The sequence below is a fragment of the Falsarthrobacter nasiphocae genome (genome assembly GCF_031456275.1).
Classification (GTDB): domain Bacteria; phylum Actinomycetota; class Actinomycetes; order Actinomycetales; family Micrococcaceae; genus Falsarthrobacter; species Falsarthrobacter nasiphocae.
In genome coordinates this window covers 951,058-970,256 of record NZ_JAVDUI010000001.1, presented here as the reverse complement: position 1 = coordinate 970,256, position 19,199 = coordinate 951,058, and the positions used below count along the sequence as shown (strand labels likewise).

Sequence of the window (19,199 nt, the reverse complement as noted above, 5' to 3'; positions counted from 1 at the left end):
GAGGATTCATGGCCGCGAACACCGAGCCGTCCGAGACGCTCGATGCCCTGACGGGCACGGGAACTGTCCTCGTGGAGGGCGTGTCCGAGTTGTGGACGCTCGACGCCGAGCGCCGCGTCCTCCGCGACGCCGCCGTCCTCATCGAGGGGGACGTCATCGCCTGGGCGGGGCCCCGCTCCGAGGCCCCCGCCGCAGACCGCCGTGTGGATCTCGAGGGCCGCGCCGTCCTGCCCGGCTGGGTGGACTCCCACTCCCACATGGTCTTCGACGGGGACCGCTCCGCCGAGTTCCAGGCGCGCATGGCCGGAGAGTCATATTCCGCCGGCGGCATCGGGGTGACGACCGGGGCCACGCGCGAAGCCTCGGACGAGCGCCTCGCCGCGCTGCTCGCCTCCCGCGTGGAGGAGGCCCGCCGCGGCGGCACCACGTGCATGGAGACCAAGACGGGCTACGGCCTCAACGTGGAGGACGAGGCTCGCAGCGCCCGGATTGCCGCCGAGCACATGGACGAGGTGACCTTCCTCGGCGCCCACCTCGTGCCTGCCGAGTACAAGAACCGCGCGGACGAGTACGTGGACCTCGTCACCGGCGAGATGCTCCAGGCCGTCCTCGCCTCAGGCGGCGAGCGCCTCCGCTGGGCGGACGTCTTCTGCGAGGAGGGCGCCTTCACCCCCGAGCAGTCCCGCCGGGTCCTCGAGGCGTGCCGTGCCGCTGGCCTCACCCCGCGCCTCCACGGCAACCAGCTCGGGGAGACCGGAGGCGTGGCCCTCGCCCTTGAGCTCGGAGCCGCGAGCGTGGACCACATCAACTACCTCTCCTCCGAGGACATCGAGGGCCTGGGCGCCTCCGGGCGCGCCTTCCGCGCCAACGGAGGGGTCGACGGCGCCCCGCCCGCCGCGGACCCCGCCGGCATCGACTGGCCGACCGTCGCGACGATCCTGCCTGCGTGCGACCTCTCCACGCGAGCCCCCTTGGCCCCCGCACGGGAGCTGGCGGACGCGGGCGCCACGCTCGCCATCGCCTCCAATTGCAACCCCGGGACGAGCTACACGTCCTCCATGAACTTCTGCGTCGGCACCGCCGTCCTGCAGATGAGGCTGACCCTCGAGGAGGCTCTCGAGGCAGCCACGCTCGGCGGGGCCACGGCCCTGCGCCGCACGGACGTGGGCCGGATTGTGCCCGGCGCCCGCGCGGACCTCCATGTCCTCAACGCCCCGGCGGCGATCCACCTTGCCTACCGCCCGGGGATGCCCATGACCGCAGCGACCATCAGAAAGGGGGTGCGAGTCGCATGAGCTCCCGCGCCGCCGCATCCGACCCGGCTCAGAACGCCGCCACCCCGAGCGGCCCCGCCGCGCAGGCTGGGACTCCCGGCTCCCGCGCCTCGCTCTGGCAGTTCTATCTCTTCAGCGCCATTGGGGCGTTCATGTTCTTCGTGCCCATCACGATCGGCGGGCGAAACACCATTCCGCTCGACCACATCGTCACGTGGCTGACGAGCAGCCTGCACCCGATGGCTGTCGACCTCTTCCTCCTGGCCCTCGCGGCGTACGGCACGGCCCGGCCCTTCGTCACTGGCTCGTGGCGGAAGTCCTTCACAACGAAGCTCTTCGCCGCGGCCAACGTCGTCGGACTCATCGTGGCGGTCTCCCTTGTCCTCGGTTTTGCACCAAAGATCATCGCAGCCAAGGGCATGGGCCCGTTCCTGTGGGACAAGATCGTCACGCCCGTCGGATTCATCGTGCCCATCGGCGCGATCTTCCTGGCGCTGCTCGTGGGCTACGGGCTCATGGAGTTCATGGGCGTGTTCATGCAGCCGATCATGCGCCCCCTGTTCAAGACGCCTGGCCGCTCCGCGGTGGACGCCGTCGCGTCCTTCGTGGGCAGCTACTCGCTCGGCCTCCTCATCACGGACCGGGTCTACCGAGAGGGCAAGTACACGGGCAAGGAGGCCGCGATCATCGCGACAGGCTTCTCGACCGTCTCGGCCGCCTTCATGGTCATCGTCGCCAAGACCCTGGGCCTCATGGACATGTGGCTCACGTACTTCTTCGTGACCCTCTTTGTCACGTTCGCGGTCACGGCCATCACGGTCCACATCCCGCCGCTGAGCCGGATCCCCGACGACGTCTACCCCGGGGTTGAGCCGCAGCTCGAGCAGCCGGTCACCGGCTCCCGGGCCAAGGCCGCGTGGGGCGAGGTCCACCGCGTCCTCGCCGAGACGCCGAGTCTCGGCCGCAACATCGCGTCCAACCTCAAGGACGGCCTCGGCATGGCCGGCGCGATCCTCCCGTCCATCATGTCCGTGGGCCTCGCCGGCCTGCTCCTCGCCGAGCACACGCGCGTCTTCGACTGGCTCGGCTGGATCTTCCGCCCGTTCACGATCTTCCTGCCGGACTCCGCCCTCGCGGCCAAGGCGTCCGCCGTGGGCATCGCGGAGATGTTCCTGCCCGCCACCGTGGCCGCCGGCTCGGGCTCGACCGTGACGAAGTTCGTCATCGGTGTCGTCGCGATCAGCGCGATCATCTTCTTCTCCGCGCTCGTGCCGTGCATCGTCGCCACGGAGATCCCCGTCTCGATCGGCCAGCTCGTGGTTATCTGGTTCGAGCGGGTCGCCCTGACGATCCTCATCACGACCCCCATCGCCTACCTCGTCACGTGACGGCAGGGGCCGCGGGGGTGCGCCCCCGCGGCCCCGTCGTCGTCCCCTTGCCCCTCCGCCCGCTCCCGAAAGGTCACCTATGAGCCTGCCCGAGTCCGTCACCCTCTCCACTTCTGGCCTCACGGCCGACGACGTCATTGCCGTGGCGCGCCACGACGCGCGGATCGAGCTCGCCGCCGAGGCGCGGGAGCGGATCGCCGCCGTCCGCGCCGGGATCGACGAGCTCGCGGCGTCCGAGACCCCCGCCTACGGAATCTCCACGGGCTTCGGCGCCCTCGCCAACACGTCCATCCCCGTCGAGAAGCGCGCGCTGCTCCAGAAGTCCCTCATCCGCTCCCACGCAGCCGGCACCGGCCCCGTGGTGGAGCGGGAGGTCGTGCGCGCCCTCATGATGCTGCGCCTCAAGACGCTCGCATCCGGGCACACGGGGGTGCGGCCCGAGACCGTCGAGGCGTTCGTGGGTCTGCTCAACGCGGGTATCACGCCGGTGGTCCACGAGTACGGCTCGCTCGGCTGCTCCGGCGACCTCGCGCCGCTGTCCCATTGCGCGCTCGTGCTCATGGGCGAGGGGCGCGCGACCGACCGTGACGGGGTGGAGCGCCCCGTGCCCGAGCTGCTTGAGGAGGCGGGCCTCGCGCCGGTCGAGCTCGAGGAGAAGGAGGGGCTCGCGCTCATCAACGGCACGGACGGCATGCTGGGCCAGCTCATCATGGCGCTCGCGGACCTGCGCGAACTCGTGAAGACCGCCGACGTCACCGCGGCCCTCGTCGTCGAGGCGCTGCGCGGCACGGACGGGCCGTTCGCGCCCGAGCTGCACGCGCCCCTGCGCCCGCATCCCGGCCAGGTCGACTCTGCCGCGAACATGTACGCCGTGCTCCAGGGCTCGGAGCTCGTTGCCTCCCACAAGAAGGCCTTCGGGCGCGTCCAGGACGCCTACTCGCTGCGCTGCGCGCCTCAGGTGGCCGGCGGCCTGCGCGACACGATCGACTATGTGACCCAGGTGGCCGCACGCGAGCTCGCCGCCGCCGTGGACAACCCCGTGGTCCTGGACTCCGGCGAGGTCCGCTCCAACGGCAACTTCCACGGCGCCCCCGTGGCCTACGTCCTCGACTTCCTCGCGATCCCCGTGGCTGACCTCGCCTCGATGTCCGAGCGGCGGACCGACCGCCTCCTCGACCCCGCCCGCTCCCACGGCCTCCCGCCGTTCCTCGCGGCGGACCCCGGCACGGACTCGGGCCTCATGATTGCCCAGTACACGCAGGCCGGGCTCGTGGCCGAGATGAAGCGCCTCGCCGTCCCCGCGTCCGTGGACTCCATCCCCAGCTCCGCCATGCAGGAGGATCACGTGTCCCTCGGCTGGCACGCGGCCCGCAAGCTCCGCACGAGCGTGGACAACCTCCGGCGCGTCCTCGCCATCGAGCTCCTCGCGGCCGCGCGCGCCATTGACTTCCGCGGGGTCGACGCCGGGGCCGCCCGCGACGGCTCCGACGCCCTCCCGCAGAGCGGCAACGCGGGCTCGGCGGACGGCACGCCGCTGCCCTCGGCCGCGCCCGGCCCCGTGGCGGCGTCCGTCATGACGGCCCTCCGCGAGAGTGTCCCGGGCCCCGGCCCGGACCGGTTCCTGGCGCCGGACATCGCCGGGTGCGAGGCGTTCATCGCCTCCGGCGCGCTCCTCGAGGCCGTCCGCGCGGCGGGCGTCGAGCTCCGGTAAGGGGGCCGGGAGCCGCGCTAGGCGGTCTCCAGCTCGCTGCGGCGGGCGCGGATCTCACGCATGGCCCCGTGGAGGGGAGACCCCTCGAAGGGGACTGCGGCGAGATCGGCGCCCGCCGCCGCCGTCAGCGCGAGGCGCTGAGCGCTCTTGACGGCGGCAGGCGGCAGGCCGATGGCCGCCCCAAACGCATCCCAGTGGCGGCGGCGCAGCTTTTTGGCGCGGCCGTCCACGGGCAGGGCCAGGCTCGTGTCCCGGTACGGAAGCGTGGACGGCACGTCGTACACGGGCGCCACCTCGAACCCCCGTCCCCGGTCCAGGATCCCGACGTTCTTCGCGTGTGCGTCCCCGTTGCCCGTGAGCCACGCGAAGAGGAAATGCAGGTACAGGGCGCGCGTCGCGATCCGGGGCGCGCGGGCCTGCGCCGCCAAAGCCAGGACGACCTCCTCGCTCGACGGCTGATACTTGTTGGCGGGCGCAAGACCCAGGACCTGGGCGCCATCCTCGAATGCCAGCCGCCCGCCGCTGGGCAGCCGGTCAAACCGTGTGACGAGCAGGCCAGGCACCCCGTTCTTGTCGCGCACAAGCGCGTGCTCCGCCACGCCCAGGCCCAGCCCCCGCGCGGCTGTCAGGTGCACAGCCTCGTTCTCCACGAGGCGGGGGTACTCGGCGGGGTTGAGCTTGAGGATCCACCGCGCGTCACTCCCGCTGACGGGGAACGTCACCATGGAGGCGCTGGCCTTGGCCTGGACGCCAGGGAGGGAGATCTGGTCCACGCGGGGCAGGAGAGCGGCGAAGTCCTCCTCCTCAAACGGGCCTCGGATGAGCGGCTGGGGTTCCTGAGGGGTCTGTCCGGAGGGAACGACGACGACGTCCCCCGGGGTGTCATGGCCGACAGCGAGAAGCAGCGTCAGCTCGTCGTCGGAACTGGTCTTGAGGGACCGGGCGAGCATGCTGAAGCGACGCCCCTCAGGCAAGAGGCCCGCAAAAAACGGGGGCAGAGCACCCTGGGGGGCGTGTACGGGCTCCGATGTGAGGGGGAGAGTGGTGGCCACGGCGGGGCGGTGCTCTGAGAGGTACCCGGGCAGGTACTGGAAGACGACCCCGCCGCCGTCAGTGCGCTGCAGGACTCCCGCGCGATGCCCCGCCTTCCACACGTCCGCCGAGCGGACCTGGGTGAGCTCTGTGTTCACCGCCGGGCCTCGAGGGTCATGCCGAGTGTCTCGGCGACGGCCAGGACCGAGCCGAGGGAGGGGGATGGGCTGCCCCGTTCGATGTCCCGGAGCGTCCGCTCCGAGATGCCGGAGAGTTCGGCGATGATTCGCTGCGAGAGGCCCTCCATCGCCCGGGCCTCGCGGAGGGCTTGGCCGATCCGCGCTGTCGACGGCGGGTCTGATGGCCGCGGGTCAGATGGCGTGGAGCCGTTCACAGGGCCTCCATTCGTGGATCGACGTGCCCTTTCTTGACCCGCCCATCCTATCCTCTGCGGCAAAATGTTGCCGGTTTTTGCGGCGGGGGGATGAACGGCGCGGATCTTTGCCATAGGCGGCAAGATATTGCCGAATCGGCGTCGGCCTGAGGGTGGTTGAGGCCTCCCATGGGTCCACCGGCAGGATCGTGCCGGAGTGGGGCGGCGAAGAGCCCCGTCGTCGTCCGCACTGCTCCGCCCCCACGCAATTCCGCGTGGCACAATGTGGTAATCCGTGTCACGCCGGCCACCCCGGCGCATGGCCTGCGCGCCCAGTGTGGGGCGCGCAGACAACCGAAGGAGACGCCTTGAGCGGAACACCCGCTTCGCCAGCCCTGCCCCCTCTCTCGACGGGGCCGCATACGCGCAGGCTGGGGCTCGTGGCCCTTGTCGCAACGCTCGGCGGCCTCCTGTTCGGCTATGACACCGGCGTCATCAACGGCGCCCTCATCCCGCTCTCCGGGGAGCTCGGCCTCGATGCCCTCGGCGAAGGCGCAATCACGAGCGCCCTCCTCTTCGGCGCCGCGGCCGGTGCGCTCGCGGGCGGGTGGGTCTCGGACGCCGTGGGGCGGCGGACCACGATCATCGGCCTCTCGGTGCTCTTCGTCGCGGGCGCCCTCGTATGCTCTCTCGCCCCCGGTTTCGGCGTGCTCATCCTGGGGCGCATCATCCTGGGGCTTGCGGTGGGTGGCGCGTCCACCGTGGTGCCGGTCTTCCTCGCAGAGCTCTCCCCGTACGAGGTGCGCGGCTCCATGTCCGGGCGCAACGAGCTCATGATCCTTGTGGGGCAGCTCGCGGCCGTCGTCGTCAACGCGATCCTCGGCAGCACCCTGGGGCACGTTGAGGGCGTGTGGCGCGTCATGCTCGCCGTCGCCGCGCTGCCCGGCCTGTTCCTCTTCATCGGGATGCTCCGCGTGCCGGAGTCCCCGCGCTGGCTGGTCGCCAAGGGGCGCCATGAGGAGGCCCGGACGGTGCTCCGCGCGTTGCGGACCGAGGAGCGGGCCGACGCCGAGCTGGACGAGGTCCGGCGCATCGTTGACCAGGACTCAGCCCGCCGCACCGAGAGCCTCTCAGAGATTGTCGGCAACCGGTGGCTCCGCCGGATTCTGCTCGTGGGCATCGCCATCGCGGTGTTCCAGCAGCTCACGGGCGTCAACTCGATCATGTACTACGGCCAGGTTGTCCTGCGGGACTCCGGATTCACCGCGGACGCGGCGCTCGTGGCCGCTATTGCGCCGGCGCTCATCGGCGTCATCGGCTCCTTCATCGCCTTGGCCATGATGGACCGGGTCAACCGCCGCACCACTGTGGTCACCGGGTATGCCCTCGTGGCGCTGTGCCACCTGCTCATCGGCGGGGCCTCCCTGGTGGTGCCGGTCGACAGCCCGGCGCGGCCGTACATCATGCTCGTGCTCATCGTGGCGTTCGTGGGGTCCATGCAGACGTTCCTCAACGTGGCCACGTGGGTCCTGCTGAGCGAGATCTTCCCGCTGCGGATGCGCGCGCTCGGCATGGGAGTCTCGGTGTTCTGCATGTGGATCGCCAACGCGCTCCTCAGCCTGTGGTTCCCGTCCCTGCTGGCGGCGCTGGGGCTGACGGGCTCGTTCTTCAGTTTCGGTGCGGTCAACGTCGTGACGGCGCTCGTCATGTGGAAGGTCCTCCCCGAGACGCGTGGGCGGACCCTCGAGGGCGTTGAGCGCGGTGTCGAGGACGGCTCCATCTACCGGACGCCAGCCCCGGCCGGCCGCGCGTAGGGTGGGATCATGATCGTCGCCTTCTCCGTCGCGCCCTCGGGCGAGCCCAGTGACCCCTCCCTTCGCGCTGAAGGTCGCCCTTCGGATGCCTCAGTGCACGACGCCGTGGCCGCCGCAGTCAAGGTGGTTCGCGAGTCAGGCCTTCCCAACCGCACCAGCTCGATGTTCACCGAGATCGAGGGCGAGTGGGACGAGGTCATGGATGTGGTCAAGCGCGCCACCGCCGAGGTCGGCCGTTTCGGGTCCCGAGTGGCGCTTGTCCTCAAGGCCGACATCCGCCCGGGTTTCTCTGGTGAGCTGGACGGCAAGCTCGAGCGGCTCGAGAAGGCCATCGGGGAGACGCCCGGGGCCTGAGCCCGCCCGATAGAGTTGCCCGCATGACACAATTGCTGGTTCGTGAAGGCACGCCTGAAGACATCGAGCCCGTGCTCCGAGCCAAGCTCGACATCCACCGCGAGTGCTACCCGTTCCGTGGCGAAGAGGTGTTCCAGCTCGTCGAGCGAGGCATCCCCCAGAACGTCGGCTTCTGGGAGGCCGGGATGGGCCTCGGGATGAGATTCCACGTCGCGTTGGACGGGGACGCCGTCGTCGGCATGTCAGGGGCGCGCCCCACGAGCCCCGAGGAGCCCAAGGCAGCCGAACTGCCCGCGGTGGAGCTCCAGATGCTGTACCTCCACAAGGACTACCGGGGCCGAGGCGCCGCGGACCTTCTCCTGGCCGCCGCGATCGGCCGCCTGCCCGCCCACCTGTGGGTGCTTGAAGGCAATGCCCGGGCCATCCGGTTCTACGAGAAGCACGGTTTCCGGCTCACCGGCGAGAGGGAGACCCTCGACGAGACGTGGGCCCTGAAGGACGAGCTGCGCATGGTGCGCGGAGAGGTGAACTGACCCATGGCCGCAGCCAAGAAGAGCCCCGCCGGTCAGAAGGCATCCAAAGGACAGGGTGCCAAGGGGCAGCCAGCAGGGAAGCAGCCGTCAGGCACCGCGGGCCTCACCCCTCAGACCTTCCGCGTGGACACGGGCCTGGCCCGGATCGAGCCGGACCCCTACTCGGAGGGCGGCTGGGTGTTCGTCCTCAACGGCGTGCAATCCTCGCACATCATGGACGATCCGACCGTCCTCGAGTTCGAGTACATGCAGTGGATCGCCGCAGCCGTCGAGCACCATTTCACGGACCACGCGGAGCGCTTGAACTTCCTTCACCTCGGTGGCGGCGCGTGCACGCTGCCGCGCTGGTCGCTTGCGGTGTACCCGGAGTCGCGGAGCCTCGTCGTCGAAATCGATGCCGCCCTCGTGACGAAGATGCGCGAGATCCTCGACCTCCCGCGCGCCCCGAAGCTGCGGCTGCGCGCGGAGGACGCACGCACGGCCATCGACTCGCTCACGGAGGACAGCCGGGACGTCATCATCCGCGACGTGTTCGCCACGGACGCCACAGGCTGGAACCTGACGACCCTCGAGTTCCTCGGCGAGGTGCGCCGCGTCCTTCGCCCGGGTGGCCTGTACACCGCGAACATCGGCAGCCGCATGGACCTCACGGCCGCCAAGGAGGACATTGCGACGACGCTGGCCGTCTTCCCGCACGTCTGCGTGATCGCGGACCCTGCCATGTTCAAGGGGCGCCGGGCGGGGAACTTCGTCGTCGTCGCCTCGGACGAGCCCTTCGAGCCGGACGCCCAGCTGAACCGCGTGCTCCTCGGCTCTGGCGTCCCGGCCCAGGCGTGGGGCACGGGACGGGTCCGCGCGTTCTGCGCCGGGGCCACCGTGCGACGCGACGCGGACGAGCCGGAGCCGCCCGCGGGCACCGGGCCCGACGGTGAGGGCCCCGCCCTCGCGGGGGTCTAGCGCACGCGGGGCACCGCGCCCCTAGGCTCCCTCAGAGCCGACCACGAGGCGCTTCAGCTCGGGGTGGCGGGGCAGGTACGTGTCCTGGATGTACGGGCACGTGGGGATGACGCGGCCGCCGCGGTGCTCGATTTCCGCGAAGGCCCGGTCCGCCAGGTCTGCCGCGAGGCCCTTGCCCCGGAACTGCGGGCGGACGCCGGTGTGCGTGATGGGGAAGACTCCCCCGGACTCGGAGAAGACGATCTCGCCAGCCACGGAGCCCTCGGGCTCGTGGGCCTCGATGACGTGCTGCCCGTCCTGCTCGGTGTGCGTGAACGTATAGGTCATGAGGTTGCCTCTCCTTGGGTGCGCGGCGCGGGGTCTGCGGGCCGGTTGCCCCGCGTGCGCAGCCGCACCGCGGGCAGCTCTGGGGCTGGGATGGGCTCGCCAGAGACGAGCTCCCCGAACCGAGTCTCCCGCCCCTCGAGCGCATCCTGCCACTCGCTCCGCCAGGCGCGGATCTCGGCGTCCTCGCGCCCCACGAAGTTCCACCACATGAGAATCTCCTCGCCGAACGGCTCGCCGCCAATGAGGAGGATGCGGAGCGTCCCTTCGCCCGTGTTGGTCACCTCGAGCTCCGTGGCTCCGGAGCCGACGACGGCGAGCTGCGCGCGGCTGACCGCCGTCACGGGGCCGAGGGGCCCGGCAGGGGACGGGGCCACGCGGAGGTCCGCCGCCCCGTCGTCGAGCAGGATGGCGTGCTCAAAGGATTCCCGAACCGGAATATTCACGCGCGAGCCTGGATCCAGGAGAATCTCAGCGCCCACGATGGGCGAGAAGGCCTCGACAGGGGAGGCGACGCCCAGGATCTCGCCGAGGAAGACGCGCACGGTGGCGCCGCCGGTGCGCACGGGCTCGGGGGTGTAGCTCTCGAGGCGGGGCTCGGCGAAGCGCGCATGGTCCGGGAGCGCGATCCACAGCTGCGCCCCGTGGAGGACCGAGGTGCCCGGCGCGGAGAACTCGGAGTGGTTGATGCCGCGGCCCGCGGTCATGAGGTCCAGCTCTCCGGGGGCGACGCGAGCGGTGCCGCCGGAGGAGTCAGCGTGGTCGATCCCGCCGGAGAACAGCCAGGAGGCGGTCTGGAGGCCCGTGTGAGGGTGGGCCGGGACGCGCATCCCGCCCGTGGACTCTACCGAGTTGGGGCCGTAGTGGTCGAGGAAGCACCACGGTCCCACGAGGGAGCGGCCACGCGCCGGGAGCGTGCGGCGAACACTCATGGCGCGCAGGCCGCCGAGGGGCACCTCGCGGGGGTCGAGCACGGTCACGTGGCCGCCGCCGGAGTGCAGGGGGGAACAGCGGCGGGGTTCGGGATCCTTTTCGAGATTGCTCACGCCGCAAGCTTAGGTGCCGAGGCGTTCCCTGAGGGAGCCTTCGCGTGTAGGTTGGGGGTCTGTCAGGAAACTCTAAGGGAGATTAACTATGTCGATGGAGGGCGCGGCGAAAACGCCGCAGCACACGCCGGGGGCCCACGCCGAACCCCGCGGTCCCGGCGAGCCGACGCGCCAGTCCCCGGCCGAGCAGGCACGGACTGCCGCTGCGGGTGAGGCGCGGAAGCCCACCGCCGAGGAGACACGCCACGCCGTCTCCAATACCCTCAAGGGGTCAGCAGGAAACCTCATCGAGTGGTTTGACCTGTACATTTACGCCGCGTTCAGCGGATATTTCGCCACGGCGTTCTTTGACAAGTCGGACCCGGTTCAGTCCCAGATCGACGCCTACCTCGGCTTCGCCCTGACGTTCCTCATGCGGCCCGTGGGCTCATGGTTCTTCGGGCGGTACGCGGACCGGCACGGGCGCAAGGCCGCGCTGACGCTCTCCATCTCCCTCATGGCCCTCGGTTCGCTCATCCTCGCGATCCTCCCCGGCCGGGACACGATCGGTGTGTGGGCCCTGGTCATCCTCTACATGTCCCGCCTGCTCCAGGGCTTCTCGCTCGGCGGCGAGTACGGCACGTCCGCGACGTACATGTCCGAGGTGGCCACCCGGAACCGCCGCGGCTTCTTCTCCAGCTTCCAGTACGTGACCCTCGTGGGTGGCCAGGTCCTGGCGCTGCTGACGCTCATCATTCTCCAGAACGTCCTCACCTCGGAGCAGCTGCACGCTTGGGGCTGGCGCATCCCCTTCATCCTCGGTGCCGTGGGCGCTCTGGTGGTCCTGTGGCTGCGGCGCAGCATGGACGAGTCCCTTGAGCACGACAAGATCGCAGCCGCCACAGACAACGCCGAGGTCCAGGACGCAGGAACTCTCAAGGTCCTGTTCACGCAGTACTGGCGGCCGCTGCTGCTCACCGTCATGCTGACGCTCGGCGGAACGGTCGCGTTCTACACGTACACGACCTACATCCTCAGCTACATGAACAACGTGTCCGGCATCCCGAAGGAGCAGACCTCCGTCATCAACTTTGCGGCGCTCTTCCTCTTCATGTGCCTTCAGCCGGTGGCCGGCCTGCTGTCTGACAAGATCGGGCGCAAGGCGCTCCTCGTTGCCTTCGGTGTGGGCGGAACGCTCTTCACCTGGCCCATCCTGGGCACGCTGGCCAACGTGAAGAGCCCGATGGTCGCCTTCCTCCTCATGGCCGCCGGCCTGGTCATCACGGTGGGTTACACCTCGATCTCGGCGCTCGTGAAGGCGGAGCTCTTCCCTGCCAAGATCCGCGCCCTCGGCGTAGGACTCGGCTACGCGATTGCGAACTCGCTCTTTGGCGGCACGATCCCGTTCGTCGGCGCGTACATGAACAGCCACAACATGCGGGCCGGGTTCATCACGTATGTCACCGTGTGCATCGCGATTTCGCTGGTGGTCTACCTGTTCTTCCTGCCGAAGAACAAGAGCCGCACTGTGCTCGACGACGAGCAGGGCCACGCCTACGCTGAACACAGCACGGCCGGCACTCGCCGGACCGGGGCACATGTGTTGACGAGCGAGGAGGGGACGCGATGAAGACGGTCCTGTTTGTCTGTTCCAAGAATGGGGGCAAGTCCCAGATGGCCGCGGCGGTCATGCGCAAGGGCGCCGGCGAGGAGCTGCGAGTCGTCTCTGGCGGCACGAACCCCGGCTCTGGGCTCAACGCCCAGTCTGTTGCGTCTCTTGAAGCGCGCGGCTACTCGGTTGAGGGGGAGTACGCGAAGGCGATTGCCCCCGAGACGCTCGAGGCGGCGGATGTCGTGGTCATCCTCGGCAACGAGGCGCAGCTTGATGTCCCGGAGGGGCGGCGCGTGGAGCGCTGGCTCACCCGCGAGCCTTCCGAGGAGGGGATTGAGGGCGCTGAGCGCATGAACCTCATCCTGGACGACATCGAGCAGCGAGTCGAGGCGCTACGCGAGGATCTCCGCGAGGGATCCCGGTAGGGAGTCCCGGGAGGAGCTTCGTGCGGGGCCTCGGTAGGGAGTCCAGGCGGGAGCTCCGTGCGGGAGCCGGGTGTGCCCGACTCCCGCACCTCGAGGTCAGGCCTGGCTGGCGATGTCCCGCCCGATGGTCTCCTTGAGGATCTCGTTGGTCCCACCGAAGATCGTCAGCAGCCGCACTGCGAGGTAGGCCTGGGCCACGGCCGTCTCCGTCCCGTAGCCGAAGCCGCCGTGGAGCTGGAGGCAGCGGTCCACGACCTCCTGAGCCGTGCTCCCCGCGTGGAGCTTGACCCGCGAGGCGTCCACGAGATCCAGCTGGCCCGCGTTGAACCGGTGAATGGCCTGCTGCACGTAGGCTTCTGCTGCCTCGAGGCGGGTGGAGACCTCGGCGAGCTCGAACCGCGTGTTCTGGAAGTCGAGCACCCTGGAGCCGAAGACGTCCCGCTCCGAGACGTACCGCAGCGTGTGCTCAAGGACCACCTTGGCGGTGGAGAGCCCCCCAACGGCGACCGCGAGGCGGCCCTGGGGCAAGTGCTTGTGGACCAGGTCGAGGCCCTGCCCCTCGGCGCCGATGAGGTTGGCGGCGGGGACGCGGACGTCGTCGAAATAGAGTTCCGCCGTGTCTGAGGCGTTGAGTCCCATCTTCACGAGCTGGCGGCCAGCCGTGTAGCCCGGGTGGTCTTGCTTCTCCACGATGAACAGGCTGAAGCTGTTCCGGCCGCCGCGGGCCTCCTTGCTGCCGTCCGTCCGGGCGAGAACGAGGGCCGCGTCTCCCGTCACCCCATTGCCGATGAACGACTTCTGCCCGTTGAGGACGTAGTGGTCCCCGTCCCGGACGGCCTTGGTGCGCACGGCGCGCAGGTCACTGCCGGCTCCTGGCTCCGTGTAGGCCACACTGGTCACCATCTCGCCGGAGAGCATCCGCGGCAGCCAGCGCTCCTTCTGCTCCGCCGTGCCCTCGGCGAGAACATGGGGGAGGACCCAGTCGTCATGCAGGTGGAACGCGAGGCCCACCGCGTGGTGTCCGGAGCGGGCAAGCTCTTCGTCGATCACTGCGCGGAACCGGTAGTCAGACAGGCCCATCCCGCCGTGCTCTTCCCCGATGGCGAGCCCCAGCAGGCCGGCCTCTGCGGCAGCCGTCCACATGGACCGGTCCATGCGGTGGGCCTTCTCCCAGTCGGCGTAGTGGGGGGCGAGCTCGCGCTCGGCGAATTCGCGGACGACCGCCCGGAACTCCTCCTGCTCCTCGGTGTAAAAGCTCTGCATCAGATGGTGTCCTTTCTTCCCATGCCGGGTGATGAAGTGGCAGGCACGGCAGTCTGAGGCGGCTGTGCGCCGCCCGTCTCCGAGCGCTCCGTTTCGGCTGCCTGATGTGGGGCCCCGAGCGCGAGGCTCGCCATCTCTTGCAGCGTTGCCGCGAATGCCGCAGGGTCCTCCAGGGGGAGGGCCCGGGCGCACACGGCCGAGTTGATGAGTCCGATGGTCCCGACGGCGCGAGTCACGTGGCTCTCCTCTGGCTCATCGGGGCGCAAGTGGGCCAGGACGCGCGTCCAGTGGCTCACGTAGTCCTTCTGAGTGGACCGGATGCGGCGCCGGTCTGGGCTGCTCAGGAAGGTGAGGTCCCGGTCCTGGATGCGGATGGCCGCGGAGTTGGACAGGGCGAATTTCACGTGCAGCTCGATCAGTCCGTTCAGCGCCGCCCCGGGGGTGGGCGCGTCTGAGCAGGTGCCTCCCGCGTCTTCAAGAAGCCCCTTCGAGGCTGAGTGGAGGACTTCCGCCAGGATGGCCTCCTTGCTCCTGAAATGCCGGTAGACGGCTGGGCCCGTCACTCCGGACCGCTCTCCGATGGCCGCGACCGTCACCTGGGCGTAGCCCCGGTGGGCGAAGAGGCGCGCGGCGCTGTCGAGGATTTGAGCTCGCCGATCAGCCTTGGCGAGGCCACGTGGCGTGACGTTCATTCACTCCCTCTCTCCAGCGTGTCGTGCGGCGGGTGACGGTGTGGACACTGTGCTGCGCGTCCCCTAGAGTATATCTCAGTTACTCATCGCTAACCCAAATGTGAGGCAGGGTCGTGGGGAAGATGACAGGCAGCGGGCCGGGGCGCGCCGCGGAGCAGGTTGAGCTCAACGGCAAGATGCTCCTGGAGCTGCGTGAGCGGCCGGGTGCGGGAGCGCTTCCGGTCGGAGCGGACGACGACGCCCTTGCGGCACAGGACGCCGCCTGGTCCGTGACGGCTCTCATCAGAGCGGAGGCCTCCCGCCGGGGGCTCGCCCCATCCGCCGGCACAGTGCTCTACCTCGAGCTGCCGACGAGGGACGGAGTGGAGGTGGAGACGGTTCTCGCGCCTGGTCGTGCCGTTTCCGCGGATGACGGGGCGCTTGTTCGTCTGGATGTGACCGGCCGGACGCGGGCGGAGGCCCTGGAGGGGTTGGCGCGCGCCCTGGAGGAGACGGTCATCCTGGGGGTGGAGACGTCAATCGAGTTCCTGCACCTCCTCGCCACGAGTCCCGCGCTGGCGGCAGAGCCCTTGGGGGAGGAGGGAGCCCAGCAGCTTCTGGATGACGCTGTGTTCCCGGAGCCTGACGAGCTCCTTGTGGAGTACGCCGAGATGTCGGCGGGGCTGCGCGCCATAGCGCCGGCGCACCCCGCTGAGGCTCCGCGCGGCGAGGGCGCGGGGGAGAGCTCAGGGCAGATGGCCGCCGAGTGTTTCCCGCTTGATCCCCACACGGGGGCTCCTCGTGTCCCCGGGGAGGGGTCTCCGGCCTCGTCCGGGCAGTCGCGGCCTCGCTCCCCGCGCCGCCGCCCGCCTCTGGTCATGGACCCAGAGCGTGTCGTCCGCGCGATTCCTGGCGAAGGCCGCCGGGACTCCCCAGAGGGCGTCCTCGTCTACGTCTCGGAGGGAGCTCGCACGTATCAGATCCGGGTTCGCGAGGGGGATCCGGAACGGTTCGAGATGGGCCCGGCCATCCTCTTCTGCCCGGCCGACCGCCCGGAACGGTTCGGCAAGGCCGCTGATCGCGCTGACGCCGTCGCCCTCGACCTCGAGGATGCCGTGTCCCCGGAGTCCAAGGCGCGAGCGCGCGAGGCAGTCGTGGCTGCCGAGGTGGACCCGTGGCGCGCGCTCGTTCGCATGTCGGCTTGGGGGACGCCGGAGTGGGACGCGGACGCCGCTGCGGTCGCGCGCTCGCGGATGCGCACCGTGATCCTCTCCAAGGCGGAGAGCCTCGAGGCTGTGGACGCGCTCGCTGAGGCTGTCCCGGGTGCGCGGATCGTTCCCCAGATTGAGACGGCCCGGGGTGTCCTCGCAGCGGAGGAACTGGCAGGGCACCCCGCAGTGGTCGCCCTGCTGTGGGGAGCGGAAGACCTCGCGGACTCGCTGGGAGCGCGCTCCACCAGGGCGACCGAGGGGGCCTACAGGGAGGTCATCCAGCACGGCCGGTTCAGGGTGCTCTACGCCTCGGCTGCGCACGGCAAAGCCTGCATTGACGCTGTCCTCCCGGACTTCGAGGACGAAGAAGCTCAGCGTCGTGATGCCGAGGAGGCCGCCACAAGTGGCTTCCGGGCCACCGCGTGCATCCACCCCCGCCAGGTAGGACCGATCCGCCAGGGGTACGCCCCCACGCCGGAGGAGGCCGACCACGCGCGCCGTCTGCTCGCAGCGGCCGAGGGCCAGGGCGGGGCCTTCCGCTTCGAGGGGCAGATGGTGGACGCGCCCATCGTCCGCAGGGCCCGTGCGGTTCTTGCACGCGCCTCCCAACTTTCTACGCAAAGATAGGATCATGAGCTCTCTGAACATCGTCGTGCCCGTCAAGCATGTCCCGGACGCCCAGCTGGAGCGCGGGTTTACCGAGGACCTGACTCTTGACCGCGCCAACTCCATCCTCTCGGAGCTGGACGAGTACCCCCTCGAGGCCGCCATGGCCCTCCGGGAGGCCCGCCCTGAGGCCGCCATCAGCGTGTTCGCGCTCTGCATGGGGCCGGCCCAGGCCTCCGCTGCGGTCAAGAAAGCGCTTCAGCTCGGCGCGGACGCCGGCTTCCACGTGCTCGACGACGCCCTGGCCGGATCCGACGCCCTCGGCACCGCACGGACCCTCGCGGCCGCCATCGCCCATATCGGGGCTGAGCACGGCGGCGTGGACCTCGTCCTCACCGGCATGACAGCCACGGACGCCGAAACCTCGCTCGTTCCCGCCCAGCTCGCCGAGCTCCTGGACTTGCCGCTCGTGACCCGGGCGGACTCGCTGGAGTGGTCGACCTCCGAGGGCGCGGACCTTGCCGCCACTCGCGCCACCGCCCACGCAACGGCCAACGTCGAGACGAGGCTTCCAGCCCTCGTGTCCGTGACCGACCAGGCCAACACCCCTCGTTACCCAAACTTCAAGGCGATCATGGCCGCGAAGAAGAAGCCCGTCACCGTGCTCTCACTGGAGGACCTCGGTCTCGACGCGTCACAGGTGGGCTCCGCCGGAGCGCTGATCGAGGTCATGGGCGCCGACCGCCGCCCGGAGCGTCAGCAGGGCGAGATCATCCGGGATGAGGGGGACGCCGGCGTGAAGCTCGTGGACTTCCTTGCCGCCGAACGCCTGATCTGACCCGCACCGAGCCTAGGAGCATCGCATCATGAACATCCTCGTAGACCTTGGCCATGCGGAGTCCATCGCCTCCGCCGAGGCAGAACTACTCACGATGGCCCTCAGCCTCGCCGACGGCGGCGTGGTCTCTGCCCTGACGCACGTTCCCCTGCAGGATCAGCTTGTCGCCGACCTCGGGCCGTACGGGGTGGGGCGCGTCTTCGCTCCCCAGACAGTCGCCGCAGACGTCTCGGCCACCGACACGGGACTGCTGGAGTCTGTCATCCGCGAGACCGGCCCTCGGCTCGTCCTCGCGAGCCCCACAGCAGATGCCACAGAATGGTTCGGACGCCTTGGAGCGCGGCTCGGAGCGGCCGTCATCACGGAGGCCATCGCGCTCGCGGAGGACCGAACCGTGACCAAGTCCGTCCTCGCGGGCACTCACACCACGCGGGTCGTCCCCAAGACGGACCTCGTCTTCGTCACGGTCAAGGCCAACAGCATCGAGGCCCAGCCGGCCCCATCGGCGACCACGCCCCAGACGCACCGGTGTGAGCCGGGCATCGCCCGACCAGCGGCGCGCATCGTGAGCACGAGCCCCGCCCCCGTCTCGGACCGCCCCAAGCTCACGGAGGCGCGCGTCGTCGTCGCTGGAGGCCGCGGCCTTGACGGCGACTTCAGCCTCGTCGAGCAGCTGGCGGACGAGCTCGGCGGTGCCGTCGGCGCCTCGCGCGCAGCTACAGACGCCGGCTGGATTGAGCACAGCGCCCAGATCGGCCAGACCGGCGTCACCGTGTCCCCGCAGCTCTTCGTGTCCGTGGGAATTTCCGGCGCAGTGCAACAGCGGGCAGGCATGCAGACGTCCAAGGTCATCGTGGCCATCAACAAGGACGAGGAGGCTCAAGTCTTTGAGATTGCGGACTTCGGCATCGTCGGCGACCTCAACGACGTGCTTCCCCAGGCCATCGCGGAGATCCGGCGCCGCCGGGGCTGAGCGCAAATGAACACTGCTGGAGGAATGAGGACGTGAGGACAGGTCAGGATGGGGTCGCCACTGGGCTTATCGGAGGCTCAGTGACGCGCACCCCGGGGCAGCGCGGCCGGGCCAGCCGCCGAAAGCAGATGCACGGCCCCTCACGTCTCAGCGCGCCGACGGCACTGCTCCTCGGCCTGCTGGTCGCCCTCGTTGCGGGGCTCTGGGCCCCTGCCGCCCACGCGGAGGAGTCCTTCCTCACCGCAGCACATCCCGCCGCCTCAGCTGAAGCGAACCCCGCTCCGCTCGAGGTGCGACTGACCTTCCAGGAGGCGCCAGCCGCGGGCAGCCTCGTCATCAGCGTGAAGGACAGCAAGGGGCGCGAATGGGCGCCCAACCCGCCAGAAGTGACGGGGGCGGTGGCCCGCCAGCCCCTCACCGCAGGTGCCCCCGCCGGAACATATTCCGTCACGTGGGAGGCCATCCGGCCGGACGGGACCCCGGCCCACGGCCGGTACTCCTACACCGTGACGACGGGCCGGGAAGCCGGAACACAGGTTCAGGGCGGTCCCACCGTCCCGGCCGCGCCCGGCTCCACGGACGAGCGAAAGGCGGTTGAGGCCGCAGGCGGCGGCCAGACGCAGCCGGTGTCCATCGTCGTGTTCATCCTCATAATGCTGGGGGTCATCGCCCTCCTCGTGGTGGGGCTCGGCGCACGACGAAAGCTGATCGAGAAGGAACAGGCGGACACGCCTCCCGCTCAGACAGGGTCCCGGACCGACGACTCGCCCCGGGTGTAGCCTGGGGGCGTCTTCAGAAGCCAGTTCGAATCACTC

The 19,199-nt window shown here is 69.9% G+C and carries 19 protein-coding genes; 13 read left to right on the top strand and 6 right to left on the bottom strand.

Annotated elements, in window-relative coordinates:
• Nucleotides 1-8: 8 nt before the first annotated feature.
• From J2S35_RS04390 to hutH, 3 genes are all read left to right on the top strand, one after another.
• Complete coding sequence (locus J2S35_RS04390; RefSeq protein ID WP_309850237.1) at nt 9-1,295, top strand: amidohydrolase family protein; 1,287 nt, start codon at nt 9-11, stop codon at nt 1,293-1,295.
• Nucleotides 1,292-2,662 (top strand): YjiH family protein, encoded by a 1,371-nt coding sequence (locus J2S35_RS04385; RefSeq protein ID WP_309850236.1) that lies wholly within the window; start codon nt 1,292-1,294, stop codon nt 2,660-2,662. The genes J2S35_RS04390 and J2S35_RS04385 overlap by 4 nt, the downstream gene beginning before the upstream one ends.
• Nucleotides 2,663-2,741: 79 nt before the next feature.
• Complete coding sequence (hutH, locus tag J2S35_RS04380) at nt 2,742-4,373, top strand: histidine ammonia-lyase (protein ID WP_309850234.1); 1,632 nt, start codon at nt 2,742-2,744, stop codon at nt 4,371-4,373.
• A gap of 17 nt (nt 4,374-4,390) precedes the next feature.
• Here hutH and J2S35_RS04375 read toward each other — a convergent pair whose 3' ends face one another.
• Together J2S35_RS04375 and J2S35_RS04370 are read right to left on the bottom strand one after the other, a co-directional pair.
• Complete coding sequence (locus J2S35_RS04375; RefSeq protein ID WP_309850233.1) at nt 4,391-5,563, bottom strand: type II toxin-antitoxin system HipA family toxin; 1,173 nt, start codon at nt 5,561-5,563, stop codon at nt 4,391-4,393.
• Nucleotides 5,560-5,799, bottom strand: coding sequence for a helix-turn-helix domain-containing protein (locus J2S35_RS04370; RefSeq protein WP_309850231.1), 240 nt, complete (start codon nt 5,797-5,799; stop codon nt 5,560-5,562). The genes J2S35_RS04375 and J2S35_RS04370 overlap by 4 nt, the downstream gene beginning before the upstream one ends.
• Nucleotides 5,800-6,113: 314 nt before the next feature.
• On the opposite strand from J2S35_RS04370, the gene J2S35_RS04365 reads away from it, so the two are divergent.
• Genes J2S35_RS04365 through J2S35_RS04350 form a run of 4 tightly spaced genes read left to right on the top strand, consistent with a single transcriptional unit; the run spans nt 6,114 to nt 9,436 of the window.
• Entirely contained in the window at nt 6,114-7,592 is a 1,479-nt protein-coding gene (locus J2S35_RS04365; RefSeq protein ID WP_380084067.1) for a sugar porter family MFS transporter, read from the top strand.
• Between the two features lie 9 nt (nt 7,593-7,601).
• A complete protein-coding gene (locus J2S35_RS04360; RefSeq protein ID WP_309850227.1) occupies nt 7,602-7,946 on the top strand; it encodes a thiamine-binding protein in 345 nt (114 codons plus the stop codon).
• A 23-nt stretch (nt 7,947-7,969) separates the two neighbouring features.
• Nucleotides 7,970-8,479, top strand: coding sequence for a GNAT family N-acetyltransferase (locus J2S35_RS04355; protein ID WP_309850225.1), 510 nt, complete (start codon nt 7,970-7,972; stop codon nt 8,477-8,479).
• A 3-nt stretch (nt 8,480-8,482) separates the two neighbouring features.
• On the top strand, nt 8,483-9,436 hold the full coding sequence (locus tag J2S35_RS04350; RefSeq protein ID WP_309850223.1) for a spermidine synthase: 954 nt from the start codon (nt 8,483-8,485) through the stop codon (nt 9,434-9,436).
• Nucleotides 9,437-9,457: 21 nt separating this feature from the next.
• Here the strand turns inward: J2S35_RS04350 and J2S35_RS04345 are convergent, their stop codons facing one another.
• A complete protein-coding gene (locus J2S35_RS04345) occupies nt 9,458-9,763 on the bottom strand; it encodes a GNAT family N-acetyltransferase (protein ID WP_309850221.1) in 306 nt (101 codons plus the stop codon).
• The gene (locus J2S35_RS04340; RefSeq protein ID WP_309850219.1) at nt 9,760-10,806 is read right to left on the bottom strand and encodes a pirin family protein; all 1,047 of its coding nucleotides are present in this window, start codon (nt 10,804-10,806) and stop codon (nt 9,760-9,762) included. Before J2S35_RS04340 ends, J2S35_RS04345 begins: the two co-directional genes overlap by 4 nt.
• An 88-nt stretch (nt 10,807-10,894) precedes the next feature.
• Between J2S35_RS04340 and J2S35_RS04335 the strand changes: the two genes are divergently transcribed.
• A complete protein-coding gene (locus J2S35_RS04335; protein ID WP_309850216.1) occupies nt 10,895-12,415 on the top strand; it encodes an MFS transporter in 1,521 nt (506 codons plus the stop codon).
• Nucleotides 12,412-12,822, top strand: a complete 411-nt coding sequence (locus J2S35_RS04330; protein ID WP_309850214.1) for an arsenate-mycothiol transferase ArsC — start codon at nt 12,412-12,414, stop codon at nt 12,820-12,822. The genes J2S35_RS04335 and J2S35_RS04330 overlap by 4 nt, the downstream gene beginning before the upstream one ends.
• Nucleotides 12,823-12,918: 96 nt before the next feature.
• Here J2S35_RS04330 and J2S35_RS04325 read toward each other — a convergent pair whose 3' ends face one another.
• Both J2S35_RS04325 and J2S35_RS04320 read right to left on the bottom strand, forming a co-directional pair.
• Nucleotides 12,919-14,088 (bottom strand): acyl-CoA dehydrogenase family protein, encoded by a 1,170-nt coding sequence (locus tag J2S35_RS04325; RefSeq protein WP_309853032.1) that lies wholly within the window; start codon nt 14,086-14,088, stop codon nt 12,919-12,921.
• Nucleotides 14,085-14,777, bottom strand: a complete 693-nt coding sequence (locus tag J2S35_RS04320; protein ID WP_309850212.1) for a TetR/AcrR family transcriptional regulator — start codon at nt 14,775-14,777, stop codon at nt 14,085-14,087. Before J2S35_RS04320 ends, J2S35_RS04325 begins: the two co-directional genes overlap by 4 nt.
• A 122-nt stretch (nt 14,778-14,899) precedes the next feature.
• Here J2S35_RS04320 and J2S35_RS04315 point away from each other — a divergent pair, with 122 nt between their 5' ends.
• The 4 genes from J2S35_RS04315 to J2S35_RS04300 all read left to right on the top strand — a co-directional run bounded on the left by J2S35_RS04315 (nt 14,900) and on the right by J2S35_RS04300 (nt 19,163).
• Nucleotides 14,900-16,594 (top strand): aldolase/citrate lyase family protein, encoded by a 1,695-nt coding sequence (locus J2S35_RS04315; RefSeq protein ID WP_309853030.1) that lies wholly within the window; start codon nt 14,900-14,902, stop codon nt 16,592-16,594.
• 4 nt (nt 16,595-16,598) lie between these two features.
• Entirely contained in the window at nt 16,599-17,411 is an 813-nt protein-coding gene (locus J2S35_RS04310) for an electron transfer flavoprotein subunit beta/FixA family protein (RefSeq protein WP_309850211.1), read from the top strand.
• Nucleotides 17,412-17,439: 28 nt separating this feature from the next.
• Nucleotides 17,440-18,384, top strand: a complete 945-nt coding sequence (locus J2S35_RS04305; protein ID WP_309850208.1) for an electron transfer flavoprotein subunit alpha/FixB family protein — start codon at nt 17,440-17,442, stop codon at nt 18,382-18,384.
• 80 nt (nt 18,385-18,464) lie between these two features.
• Nucleotides 18,465-19,163, top strand: a complete 699-nt coding sequence (locus J2S35_RS04300) for a copper resistance CopC family protein (protein WP_309850205.1) — start codon at nt 18,465-18,467, stop codon at nt 19,161-19,163.
• The last annotated feature ends 36 nt before the right edge of the window (nt 19,164-19,199 follow it).

Excerpts from the sequence above, each read along its gene's own strand:
- J2S35_RS04335 (WP_309850216.1), top strand. The coding sequence starts at position 10,895 with ATGTCGATGGAGGGCGCGGCGAAAACGCCGCAGCACACGCCGGGGGCC.
- J2S35_RS04320 (WP_309850212.1), bottom strand. The coding sequence starts at position 14,777 with ATGAACGTCACGCCACGTGGCCTCGCCAAGGCTGATCGGCGAGCTCAA.
- hutH (WP_309850234.1), top strand. The coding sequence starts at position 2,742 with ATGAGCCTGCCCGAGTCCGTCACCCTCTCCACTTCTGGCCTCACGGCC.
- J2S35_RS04355 (WP_309850225.1), top strand. The coding sequence starts at position 7,970 with ATGACACAATTGCTGGTTCGTGAAGGCACGCCTGAAGACATCGAGCCC.
- J2S35_RS04390 (WP_309850237.1), top strand. The coding sequence starts at position 9 with ATGGCCGCGAACACCGAGCCGTCCGAGACGCTCGATGCCCTGACGGGC.
- J2S35_RS04385 (WP_309850236.1), top strand. The coding sequence starts at position 1,292 with ATGAGCTCCCGCGCCGCCGCATCCGACCCGGCTCAGAACGCCGCCACC.
- J2S35_RS04305 (WP_309850208.1), top strand. The coding sequence starts at position 17,440 with ATGAACATCCTCGTAGACCTTGGCCATGCGGAGTCCATCGCCTCCGCC.
- J2S35_RS04310 (WP_309850211.1), top strand. The coding sequence starts at position 16,599 with ATGAGCTCTCTGAACATCGTCGTGCCCGTCAAGCATGTCCCGGACGCC.
- J2S35_RS04345 (WP_309850221.1), bottom strand. The coding sequence starts at position 9,763 with ATGACCTATACGTTCACGCACACCGAGCAGGACGGGCAGCACGTCATC.
- J2S35_RS04350 (WP_309850223.1), top strand. The coding sequence starts at position 8,483 with ATGGCCGCAGCCAAGAAGAGCCCCGCCGGTCAGAAGGCATCCAAAGGA.
- J2S35_RS04330 (WP_309850214.1), top strand. The coding sequence starts at position 12,412 with ATGAAGACGGTCCTGTTTGTCTGTTCCAAGAATGGGGGCAAGTCCCAG.
- J2S35_RS04360 (WP_309850227.1), top strand. The coding sequence starts at position 7,602 with ATGATCGTCGCCTTCTCCGTCGCGCCCTCGGGCGAGCCCAGTGACCCC.
- J2S35_RS04315 (WP_309853030.1), top strand. The coding sequence starts at position 14,900 with ATGACAGGCAGCGGGCCGGGGCGCGCCGCGGAGCAGGTTGAGCTCAAC.